Source organism: Streptomyces carminius (genome assembly GCF_002794255.1).
GTDB classification, from domain to species: domain Bacteria; phylum Actinomycetota; class Actinomycetes; order Streptomycetales; family Streptomycetaceae; genus Streptomyces; species Streptomyces carminius.
In genome coordinates this window covers 1-11,668 of record NZ_PGGW01000023.1, presented here as the reverse complement: position 1 = coordinate 11,668, position 11,668 = coordinate 1, and the positions used below count along the sequence as shown (strand labels likewise).

8 protein-coding genes are annotated in these 11,668 nt (G+C 71.9%); 7 read left to right on the top strand and 1 reads right to left on the bottom strand.

The features are described 5' to 3' along the window. Nucleotides 1–183: 183 nt before the first annotated feature. The 5 genes from CUT44_RS08510 to CUT44_RS08490 all read left to right on the top strand — a co-directional run bounded on the left by CUT44_RS08510 (nt 184) and on the right by CUT44_RS08490 (nt 6,820). Nucleotides 184–1,182, top strand: a complete 999-nt coding sequence (locus CUT44_RS08510) for an amino acid ABC transporter permease (RefSeq protein WP_100201570.1) — start codon at nt 184–186, stop codon at nt 1,180–1,182. A gap of 8 nt (nt 1,183–1,190) precedes the next feature. Further along, nucleotides 1,191–1,943 (top strand): amino acid ABC transporter ATP-binding protein, encoded by a 753-nt coding sequence (locus tag CUT44_RS08505; protein ID WP_100201584.1) that lies wholly within the window; start codon nt 1,191–1,193, stop codon nt 1,941–1,943. Between the two features lie 18 nt (nt 1,944–1,961). Next, a complete protein-coding gene (locus CUT44_RS08500; protein WP_100201569.1) occupies nt 1,962–2,894 on the top strand; it encodes an ABC transporter substrate-binding protein in 933 nt (310 codons plus the stop codon). Continuing rightward, a complete protein-coding gene (locus CUT44_RS08495) occupies nt 2,894–3,967 on the top strand; it encodes an LLM class flavin-dependent oxidoreductase (protein WP_100201568.1) in 1,074 nt (357 codons plus the stop codon). The genes CUT44_RS08500 and CUT44_RS08495 overlap by 1 nt, the downstream gene beginning before the upstream one ends. Before the next feature lie 75 nt (nt 3,968–4,042). Further along, on the top strand, nt 4,043–6,820 hold the full coding sequence (locus CUT44_RS08490; RefSeq protein ID WP_158239578.1) for a helix-turn-helix transcriptional regulator: 2,778 nt from the start codon (nt 4,043–4,045) through the stop codon (nt 6,818–6,820). Here the strand turns inward: CUT44_RS08490 and CUT44_RS08485 are convergent. After that, entirely contained in the window at nt 6,787–7,179 is a 393-nt protein-coding gene (locus CUT44_RS08485) for a winged helix-turn-helix transcriptional regulator (RefSeq protein ID WP_100201566.1), read from the bottom strand. The genes CUT44_RS08490 and CUT44_RS08485 overlap by 34 nt on opposite strands. 78 nt (nt 7,180–7,257) lie before the next feature. Here CUT44_RS08485 and CUT44_RS08480 point away from each other — a divergent pair, with 78 nt between their 5' ends. Next, nucleotides 7,258–8,052: a shikimate dehydrogenase family protein gene (locus tag CUT44_RS08480; RefSeq protein ID WP_100201565.1), complete on the top strand. Its 795-nt coding sequence runs from the start codon at nt 7,258–7,260 to the stop codon at nt 8,050–8,052. A 107-nt stretch (nt 8,053–8,159) separates the two neighbouring features. Then, nucleotides 8,160–11,668: AMP-binding protein (locus tag CUT44_RS08475; RefSeq protein ID WP_199185652.1), on the top strand; the 3,509-nt coding region annotated here is incomplete at its 3' end.

Below are 11,668 nucleotides of genomic sequence, written 5' to 3'. Positions count from 1 at the left end.
GACCAACCGGCGCTGCCCGGGTCAACCGGGCCCGCGCGTCCGATAACCGGCCAGTGGGTGCGCCCATCGCCCGGTAACTCCGTACAAACTTGGCGGTCAAGACCAGTTGAAGGCCAACTTCTGCCTCTTTAGTTTCGGATCCGGCCTGCTTGGGTCCCCGATGACACACCGAGGGAAGTGCTGATGACGTTTGCGTCCTTTCGTGCGACCGGGGATGCGGTGGAGGCGCCCGCCAGGGGCCCCGCGGCCGAACTCGTCGGGCTGAGACGGGTGTCCGCGCCGCGGCCCGGCCGCTGGCTGGCCAGCGCGGTCCTGGTCGTCCTCCTGCTGCAGTTCACCCACGGGCTGGTGACCAACCCGGGCTGGGACTGGCCTGTGTTCTGGCAGTTCTTCACCGAGCACAGCATCATGCGGGCCCTGGGCCTGACACTGGAACTCACCGCGTACGGCACCCTGCTCGGCTTCGCGCTCGGCCTGGTGGTCGCGCTGATGCGGCTGTCCGGCAGCCCGCTGCTCGGTTCCGTGGGGTGGCTCTACGTCTGGGTGTTCCGCTCCGTCCCGCTCATCGTCCAGCTGCTGTTCTGGTTCAACCTGGCCTACCTGTACGACCGGCTGTCCTTCGGGGTGCCGTTCGGGCCGGCGTTTCTCACCGTACCGACCATGCACCTGGTCGGCCCGATGGGCGCCGCCGTGCTCGGACTCGCGCTCCACCAGGCCGCGTACGCCGCGGAGATCATCCGCTCCGGCATCATCTCGGTCGACCGCGGCCAACTGGAGGCGGCGGCGGCCCTGGGCATCCCCCGCCGGCGCCAGTTGTCCAGGATCGTGCTGCCCCAGGCCATGCGGACCATCCTGCCGAACGCGTTCAACGAGTTGATCTCCCTGCTCAAGGGCACGTCGATCGTGTCGGTGATGGCACTGGGCGACCTCTTCTACCAGACCCAGGTGATCTACGGCCGCAACGGCCGGGTGGTCGCCCTCGTCATGGTCGCGACGGTCTGGTACGTCATTCTCACCGGGCTGCTCTCGGTGCTGCAGTACTACGTGGAGCGGCACTTCGCCCGTGGTGAGTCGCGCGCACTGCCGCCGACACCGTGGCAGCGGCTACGGGGAGCGGTCCCGGGAGCCGCACGCGGTCCCGGGAGCAGGTCGGCCGCGGGCACCGGGAGGGCGGCGCGGTGAGCGACCCGATGGTCGAGATCGTCGACGTGCACAAGAGCTACGGTTCCGGCACCGTCCTCGACGGGGTCGATCTGATCGTGCACCCCGGTGAGGTCACCGTGCTGATCGGTCCGTCGGGCGCCGGGAAGTCGACCCTGCTGCGGGTGATCAACCACCTGGAGAAGGCCGACCGCGGGGTGGTCCTGGTCGGCGGAGAGCTCATCGGATACCGGCGCGTGGGCAAGCACCTGCGCGAGCTGCGGGAACGGGAGGTCCTGCGGCAGCGTACCGGCATCGGGTTCGTCTTCCAGGACTTCAACCTGTTCGCGAACCTCACCGTGCTGGAGAACGTGGCCGAGGCGCCGCGGTCGGCACAGGGCCGTCCGGCCTCCGAGGTGTATCCGCTCGCCCGCCGGCTGCTGGAGCGGGTCGGGCTGGCGGACAAGGCCGATGCCCACCCGCGCCGGCTCTCCGGCGGTCAGCAGCAGCGCGTCGCGATCGCGCGGGCCTTGGCCCTGGAACCCAAACTGCTCCTCTTCGACGAGCCGACCTCGGCGCTGGACCCCGAGCTGGTCGGAGAGGTACTGGATGTCATGAAGTCACTGGCCGCCGCAGGCACGACCATGATCGTGGTGACCCATGAGATGGGCTTCGCCCGGGAGGTCGCCGACAAGGTGGTCTTCATGGCCGACGGCCGGATCGTCGAGCAGGGGCTGCCCTCTCAGGTCCTCAGGAATCCGGCGCACGAGCGTACCCGTGCGTTTCTCGCGAAGATCCTTTGACTCCTACGGAGGAGAGCAATGCGTCGACTCCTGGCGGGCGGCTGGGCCGTCCTGCTTCTACTGGCGGGATGCAGCGCCGGCGGTGAGAGGGAGGACTCGGACTCGGGTCTCAACCTCAGCCCCCGGCAGAACAGGATCACCGCCACCCGGGTGGAGCGGGTCGCCGCTCTGGTGCCCGAGCACATCCGCCGGAACGGAGTACTGCGCATCGGCGGCACGATCGACAACACACCGCCTCTGAGCTGCTACGCGACCGACAACAAGACACCCATCGGGTTCGAGGCCGACATCGCCGTCCTCGTCGCGGGGGTGATGGGGCTGACCCCGGAGCGCGACATCACCTCCTGGGAGAACATGTTCCTCGGCGTGGACAGCGGACGGTACGACGTGGCGTTCTCCAACATCTCGGTCACCGAGGAGCGGAAGAAGAAGTACGACTTCGCGACCTACCGCCGCGACCGGCTCGGATTCGAGGCCCGCGAGGACGCCGACTTCAAGGTCCGCAAGGCGGCCGACCTGGCGGGCAAGCGCGTCGCGCTGGCTTCCGGTTCCACCCAGGAGAAGATCATGCTGGAGTGGAGCGCCGAGAACCGCGGGGCCGGACTCCGCCCGATCGAGATCCAGTACTACCAGAAGGCGTCCGACTACTACCTGGCGCTGCAGTCCGGGCGGGTGGACGTCTACGTCGGGCCGAGTTCCAGCGTCGTGTACCACGCGAAGACCACCGGCCAGACCAAGCTGGTCGGCGTGGTGGACAGCGTGACGGACACCATCGACAGCCAGGTCGGCGCGATGAGCCGCAAGGGAGACGGCACGGCGGAGGCGGTCACGGCGGCCCTGAACGAACTGATCCGCAACGGCAAGTACCGGAAGGTCCTGGAACGGTGGGGGCTGGGCGACCAGAAACTCCCGGCCTCCCGGGTCAACCCGCCGGTCGGGGAAGGGAAGTGATGGAGGGGCGGGTGTACCTGGCCGCCGCTCTGGACGGTCTCGGTTCCCACCCAGCGGCCTGGCGCCGGGCGGACGTGCCCCCCACGGAGCTGTTCGATCCCGGTCGGATCGTGGCCATGGCCCGGCTCGCCGAGCGGGGGATGCTGGACTTCGTCACGCTCGACGACCAGTTCCCCTCCGCACCGGAGCCGGGACACCTCCACGGCGCCCTCGACGCGTGGTTGGCGCTCACCCACGCGGCCGGGCACACCACGCGTCTGGGGCTCTTCCCGACCGGCGTCGCGCACGGCGATCCGGCCGTCATGGCCGCCCGGGCGGTCACACTCGACCGGATCGCCGCCGGCCGCGGGGGGTGGCGGCCTCGCGTGGCGCTCAGCGACGAGGAACGGAGACGTGCCACCGCCGACCCGGAGCGCTACGCGGCGTTCACCGAGGAGCGCTTCGCGCAGGCGGACGCGTTCGTCGCGGCGGTCGCCGAGTTCTGGGACAGCTGGCGGGAGGAGTCCCTCACCGACGTGCGCCGGGTCGAACCGGACGGGCGGCACCCCGGTGCCTCCTTGTACGCCCGGGTGCCCACCCCGGCGTCCGGCCGGCCTCTGACGGCGGTGCTCGCGCACTTCAGCACGCCCTACCGGCTGGCCGCGCGCCACGCCGACATCGTCTTCGTCACCCCCTTCGACCGCGAGGACGTGGTCGCCATCCGTGCGGAGCTGGCGGGACTGTGCACGGAGCTGAGGAGGGTTCCGACGCCCCTGACCGTTCTCGCCGACCTGAACGTGATACTCGCGGAAACCGATTCCGAGGCAGCCGCGCGCAAGAGGGAACTCGACCGCTGGGTGCCCTTCTCCTCCGATGCCGCCACTTTCACCGGAACTCCGGATAAACTGGCGGATCTCATCGAGGAATGGCACCGGGACGGCGGCGTCGACGGTTTTCGAATCCGCCCCGCGGTGTTGTCCGAGGACCTCACCGCGACGGTGGAGGGGCTGGTACCGCTCCTGCGGGAACGCGGCCTCCTCACAGCAGACCATGGGCTGCCGCTTCGCGGCAGAATCCGTCGCAACACAGCCTGACACCTTACGTGACGAAATCGTTTCCATCGATCGCGAAAATCATCGTGCCAGGTTCACTCTGGGGGAAAAATGCGTTTGCTCGAACGTGAGAAGCACAGAACACTGCTCCGGTCCCTGATCCACGACAGTCTGTCCGGCCGCGGACGGGTACTGCTGGTCGAGGGGGTGGTGGCGAGCGGCAGGACGGCCCTGCTGCGCGAGGCGGTCGAGACGGCGGAGCAAGCCGGAATGCTGGCCATGCGCGCCTCGTGTTCCCCGATGGAGAAGGACCTCCCCGGCAGCACGCTGAGCCAGCTCCTGCTCAGCGTTCCGGCGCACGGCGGGCCGGCCGAGCACACGGCGCCGGACTACCACAAGTTCTGCCGGCAGACGCTGCGACTGGCGGCAGAGGCGCCGCTGGTCGTCGCGGTCGACGACATCCACTACGCCGACCCGGAGTCGGCGCGGTGCCTGCTGTACCTCGCCCGCAGGCTGGGAGCGGCACGCGTACTGCTGGCGGTGACCTCCCGGCGGGACGACGACCTGTCACAGTCCCCGTTCGCGGCCGAGCTGCCGGGCGACCCACGGGTCCACCGGGTCGGTGTCGAGCCGCTCACCGAGACGGGCACGGCCCTGCTGCTGGAGGAGCGGCTCGGCGCACTCGCCGACGCGCCCGGACTCGCCGCCGAGTCCCACCGGATCAGCGGGGGCAACCTGCGGTTGCTCGACGCCCTCGCCGACGACTGCCGCCGTGGCGGGGCGGGCCGTGACCACGCCACCGAGCAGGGCTACGGCGCCGCCGTGGTGGACCTGCTGCGGCGCTGGGAGTCCGCCGTGCTGCGGATCACGCAGGTGCTGGCCGTGCTCGGCGAGCGCGGCACCCCGGGCCGGGTGGCCCGGCTCGCCGGCCTCGACCGGGAGGGCGGGACCGGGACCGTCAAGCGGGTGACAGCCATGATGACGGCCGCCGGGCTGCTCCGGGACGGCCGGTTCCCGCACCCGGCCGGCCGTGCGGCCGTGCTGGGCACCCTGACCGGAGCCGAGCGGGCCCTGCTGAACCAGCGTGCGGCGGAACTGCTGCACAGCCTGGGGGAGCCGGCCCAGGCAGTGGCGTGCCATCTGACCGAGGCGCGCCAGCGCGTGGCGCCGTGGGCGGTGCCGGTGCTCGTCGAGGCCGCCGAGCAGGACCTGCTCGCCGACCGGAACCGGCGCGCGGCGCTGTGCCTGGAGCTGGCGTACGAGTCGTGCGACGACCCGACGGACCGGGCCGCCGTTCTGGCCAAGCTCGCCGACGCGAAGTGGCAGCGCAACCCGTCGGCCGCGGCCAGGTACCTGACGCCACTGGTCGCCGCGGCGCAGACGGGGAACCTGGGCCATGACCGCCTGCCCGGCCTGGTGCGGCAGCTGCTCTGGCACGGGCGCCACGGTGACGCCACGGCCGTGCTCGGCAGGCTGCGTGACGCGGCCTCCTCGGAAGGGGCCCTGGCGGACGAGGCCCGCAACCTCGACTCCTGGCTGATGTTCTCCCACCCGCAGCTCGCGCGCCGGGGAGCCCACCAGCCGGCGGTACGGACGCCGTTCGGCGGCCTCCCGCCCGGCCGGGACGTTGCCGCGCTGTCCGGCAACGACCCCTGGCTGGCGCTGGCCGCGTCGCTGTGCGGCCTGCTGGTGAGCGGCCGGACCGGCGGCCGGACGGACTGGCTGGAGCGGTCCCTGCGCAACCTCCGCCCCCGTGGGAACACCCCCTGGGCCCACGAGGCGGCGTCGCTGGCCCTCCTCGGGCTGCTCGAGCTGGACCTGCCGGACGTCGTACTGGAGCGGTGCGCCGTACTGAGCGCCCCCGACGACCCCGAACGGGCACCGACCTGGTACGCCCTGCTGGAAAGCCTGCGGGCGGAGGCACTGCTGCGCCGGGGCGACCTGACCGGTGCGTTACGCGCCGCCCGCGAGACGCTGACCGTGCTGCCCGCCCACGGCTGGGGAGTGACCGCTGGATTCCCCCTCGGTACGCTCGTCACCGCGGCGGTCCGGTCGGGCGCTCTGGAGGAGGCCGAGCGCTACCTGGCGTTCTCCCCGCCCGAGGTCATGTTCCAGAACCGCTACGGGCTCTACTACCTGCACGCCCGCGGCCACTACCACCTCTCCACCCAGCGGGCCTACGCCGGGCTCGCCGACTTCCTCGCCTGCGGCGACCTCGTGCAGGCGCTGGGCCTGGAGGCCGCGGCGCCGGTCCCCTGGCGGACCAGCGCCGCGCAGGCCTGGCTGCGGCTGGGCAACGACGACCGGGCCCGTCGGCTGGTCCGTGAGCAGCTGGCCTGCTCCGACGCGGCGGGCGGCAGCGGTCGCGGCCGGGCGCTGCGGATGCTCGCTGCGGTCAGTTCACCGGAGCGACGGCCGCAACTGCTGCTGGAGGCCGTCGAGCTGTTCGAGGAGTGCGGGGACCAGTACGAGCAGGCGCAGGTGCTCGCCGACCTCGGCTACGCCTACTCGGCACTCGGTGACAGCCGCCGGGCCAGAACCGCCCTGCGGCGGGCGCGGCATCTGGCGCTGTCGTGCGGAGCGGCGCCCCTGTGCGAGGAACTCCTCGCGTCCCGGGAGACGCCGGACGCACCGGTGCCCCGCCGGGACGACACCCGGCGGCTGACCGAGTCGGAGCGGCGTGTCGCACACCTGGCCGTACTCGGCTACACCAACCGGGAGATCGCGGCGAAGCTGTACATCACCCCGAGCACGGTCGAGCAGCACCTGACCAAGGTGTACCGGAAGCTGGACGTCAAACGCCGCCGGGACCTCCCGGCCGACCTGGGGACCGCCACCCTGCGCAGACAGCCCCGGCAGGCTCAGCGGCCCTCGGCCAGCCGTTCGGCGTCGTAGGCGTGCCGCGCGGCCGAGATGGTCTCGCGGTGCCGCTGGGCCCAGCCCGTGAGCGACAGGAGCGACTGATGGAGCTCCCGCGCGATATCGGTGAGCTCGTACTCGACCCGGGGAGGAACGGTGGCGTACACGGTGCGCGTGAGCAGCCCGTCCCGTTCGAGGTTCCGCAGAGTCAGCGTCAGCATGCGCCTGCTGATGCCCTCGATCGACCGCTCCAGCTCCGTGAAGCGCACCGGGCCGCGGGCGGCGGCGACGATGATCAGAATGCTCCACTTCCCGGCCACCCGGTCCAGCACCTCGCGTACCGGGCACGCCTGGACGACGATCTCGTCCGTTGCTCCGGCCTTCGTCTGCGGCATGACGCAGCTCCTCCCCGCGATCTTCGCGATGTCACAGAGATAACCCTGTTACAACATGTATACCCTAGGGAGGCCCATGTGACCGGGGCACGCGTGTCCGGCACCACCCGGCTGTACGGAGTCCTAGGCGACCCCGTGGCACAGGTCCGGGCGCCGGGCCTGCTCAACCCGCTGCTCACCGGACTCGACGCCGTCGTGGTCCCGGTGCACGTATCGGCGGAGGACCTCGCCGAGGTCGTGGGGGGACTGACCCGGATCGGCAATCTCGACGGACTGCTGGTCACGGTCCCCCACAAGGCCGCCGTGTGCGGTCTCGCGGACGAGCTCGGACCGGCCGCGTCCCTGAGCGGAACCGCGAACGCGATGCGGCGCGGGCCCGACGGCCGCTGGCTCGCCGAGAACTTCGACGGACTCGGGTTCGTCCGGGGACTCGAGGCGTCCGGGCACACGGTGCGGGACAGGCACGTCCTCCTGGTGGGCGTCGGCGGGGCGGGCAGCGCGATCGCGGTCGCGCTGCTGACCGCCGGCATCGCACGGGTCTCCGTACACGACATCGACGGCACCCGGCTCGACGCCCTGCTCTCCCGGCTCGGTCCCCGGTGGCCCGGCAGGTTGCGTGCCGCGGAACCCGGCGACCTGGGGACCGCCGACATCGTCGTCAACGCCACGCCGCTCGGGATGCGCCCCCGGGACCCCCTGCCCTTCGACCCCGGCGCCGTACGGGCGGACGCCGTGGTGGCGGACATCGTCATGAAGCCCCACGAAACCGCGCTGCTGCGGGAGGCGGCGACCGCCGGCCGCCGTGTGCACCACGGGATCCACATGCTGGAGAAACAGGTTACGTGCTATCGGGAATTCTTCGGATGGCCGTGAGTTCAGGGATGTCATAGGGGATCGGATAGGGGATCCGCGCGCCAGGATCCGCGCAAGACTTTCAGCTGCGTTCACGCGCATCTCGCCTTGCCTAGGAGTGATACCGGATGCTGCGCACAGAACTGATTCGGCCCCTTCCCGAAACCCTGACCGAGCACGCCTCCCGCCTCGGTGGGAAAATCGCCTTCGCTGATGCCCGGCGACAGGTGAGCTATGCCGATCTGGAGCTCCGTACGCGGAATATCGCCGGTCACCTCGCCGGGCTGCGTGTACATCCGGGCGACCGCGCGGCGATCTACCTGGGGAACTGCGTCGAGACGGTCGAGAGTTACCTCGCCATCACCCGTGCCGACGCGATCGGGGTGCCGATCAATCCGCACTCCACCGACGCCGAGCTGGCGTTCTTCCTCTCCGACAGCGGGGCACGCGTGATCATCACGGACGCCGCCCACGTCGAGCAGGTCAGACGCGCCCTGGGCGGCGCGCAGTACCCCGGGATCGTCGTGACCGGCGAGAGGCAGGTCCCCGCCGGGACGGTGTCCTTCGAGACCCTGGCCACCACCGAGCCGGGGTCCGCCGCGCGGGACGGCCTCGGCCTCGACGAGGTCGCGTGGATGCTGTACACGTCGGGGACCACCGGGAAACCCAAGGGCGTGCTGTCCACCCAGCGCAACTGCCTGTGGTCGGTGGCCGCCTGCTACGTCCCCGTGCCGGACCTGTCCGTGGACGACCGGGTGCTGTGGCCCCTTCCGCTCTTCCACAGCCTGTCGCACATCGCCGGCGTGCTGGCGACGACCTCGGTCGGCGCGACCACCCGGATCACCGACGGATACTCCGCCGACGAGATCCTCTCCGTGCTGCGGGAGGAGTCCCCGACCTTCATCGCCGGCGTGCCCACCATGTACCACTACCTGGTCCAGGCCGCGCGGCAGCACGGAGTGGAGGCCCCGGACCTGCGAGTCGGCCTCGTCGGCGGCGCGGTGACGACCCGGTCGCTGCGCGCCTCCTTCGAGGAGACCTTCGGCGTGCCGCTGCTGGACGCCTACGGCAGTACGGAAACCTGCGGCTCCATCACCATCAACTGGCCGTCGGGAACCCGGGTCGAGGGGACCAGCGGGCTCCCCGTGCCGGGGCTCAACGTCCGTCTCGTCGACCCGGAGACCGGGCGCGACGTCCCGGTCGGCGAGGAGGGCGAGGTCTGGGTCAGCGGCCCGAACGTGATGGTGGGCTACCACAACCGCCCGGAGGAGACCGCGCTCGCGCTGCGCGGCGGCTGGTACCGCACCGGTGACCTGGCCCGCCGCGACGAGGCCGGGTACTTCACCGTCTCCGGCCGGATCAAGGACCTGATCATCCGGGGCGGCGAGAACATCCACCCGGGAGAAATCGAGGACGTGCTCCGGAGTGTGCCGGGGGTGGCCGACGTCGCCGTGGCCGGCAAGTCCCACCACGTCCTGGGGGAGGTGCCGGTCGCCTTCTTGGTGCCGGGGCCGGAGGGCCTGGACACCGACGCCCTGTTCGCCGCGTGCCGCGAGCGGCTCTCCTACTTCAAGGTTCCCGAGGAGCTGTACGAAGTCGCGCGGATCCCCCGGACACGGTCGGGCAAGATCACCCGGCACGTCCTGCTCGACCAGCCCGCCCGGCTGCGGGCCGCCGGCAGCAGCTACTACGAGAGCCTGTTCCACACCGACTGGGTCCCGCTCGCGCCGGTGCGGGCCGGGTCCCCCGGCGAACCCGTCGCGCCCCGGCGGTGGTCGCTGGCCGACGAAGTCGGCAGCGGCCTGGCCGCAGGCATCGAGTCGGCCGGCGTCGAGGTGTCGCGCGGCGGCGCCGGCGACCCCGTGTCCGACGTCGAGGTCCTGTCAGCGGCCTCCCTCCCGGAGGCGGATGCCGATCTGCCCGGTCTTGTCGCGGTCGTGGCCTCCCGGGTGCGGTCACGGCTCGCCGGCGAACCGTCCGCCCCCGCCCGGCTGGTCGTCCTCACCCGCGGTGGTGTGGCCGTCCGGCCCGCCGAGACGCCCGACCCCGCGCACGCCGCGGTGGCCGGACTCGTACTCGGCCTGCAGGCCGAGTACGGTGACCGGCTCGTACACGTCGACGTCGACGTCGAGGACGCCGCGTCCGGGCGCCTGCTGCCCGCCGTGCTGGCCGCGGGCGAGCCGCAGCTGGCCGTACGGGCGGGCACCGCCGTGAAGCCGGCCCTGGAGCGGCTGGCCGTGCGGCCGGGCAGCGGCACGGTGTTCGACCCCACGGGGACCGTGGCGGTCACCGGCGCGGACACCGTGGTCGGCGCCGTCATGGCCCGCCACCTTGTCGCCGGGCACGGGGTCCGACACGTGTTGCTGATCAGCGACCAGGGCGAGGGCGATCTGCCCGTCGCCGAACTCGCGGCCGAACTCACCGCGCTCCGGGCGGTGGTGTCCGTGGCCGCCTGCGACATCACCGACCGGGCGGCGCTGGAGGGTGTGCTGTCCGGCACGTCCCGTCCGCTGTCGGGTGTGGTCCACGCCCCGTCCGGCCCTTTCGAGTCCGCCACCGCGGGCGTCGCCGCGCTGGACGACGCGCTGGACGAGCTGACAGCACAGGCCGGTCCGGCGGTTCTCGTGCTGCTGTCCTCGGCCACGGGCCCGCTGGGGATCGCCCGCGGGGCGGAGGAGGCGGCGGTGGCCGCGTTCTGCGACGCCCTCGCACTGCGGCGCCGCGCCCGGAGGCACCCGGCGCTCTCGCTGTCCCTGGGGCCGTGGGCTGATGACGCGGACTCCGCGCTCCCGGCGCGGCAGCTGCCCGCGGGAGTGGGCACCCTGTCCCGGCGCGACCTGCTCGCCATGGTCGACGCCGCGCTCATGTCCGGAGAGACCGCGGTCTCCCTGGTGGAGCTCGACACGATGACGTTGCGCGACGGCTCCGTGCCGGCGGTGCTGCACAGGCTGATCGACACCTCCGGCGGAGCGTCGGCGGACGCCGGACGCGCCGAGGAGTTCCGGACGGAACTCGCTGTGCTGTCCGAGGCCGAACGGCTGCGGACGCTGGTGTCAGCCGTGTGCGCGGCGGCCGCGGAGATCGGCGGAACGGACGAGAGCGCAGTGGCGCCCGAGCGGCCCTTCAAGGAGATCGGATTCAGCTCGGTCCAGGCCGTACAGCTGCGCAACCGGTTGGTGGAGACCACGGGGCTACGGCTCCCGGCCACCTTGGCCTTCGACTGCCCCACGCCCCGGGCGGTGGCCCGTTTCGTGCTGGACGAACTGGCGGGCGGTGCCGCGGAGCAGGCGCCGGTCGCGGCCGCCGTCCGGACGGACGACGATCCGGTCGTGATCGTGGGCATGGCGTGCCGGCTGCCCGGCGGCATCGCCTCCCCCGAGGACCTGTGGAAGCTGCTGGAGGCGGGCGGGGAGGCCCTGTCCGACTTCCCCACGGACCGCGGCTGGGACATCGACGGCATCTACGACCCGGAGCCCGGTCTGCCGGGCAAGACCTACGTCCGCAGGGGCGGCTTCCTGGAGGACGCCGGCGGCTTCGACGCGGCCTTCTTCAGGATCTCTCCGCGCGAGGCGCTGGCGATGGACCCGCAGCACCGGGTGTTCCTGGAGACCTCGTGGGAGGTCTTCGAACGCGCGGG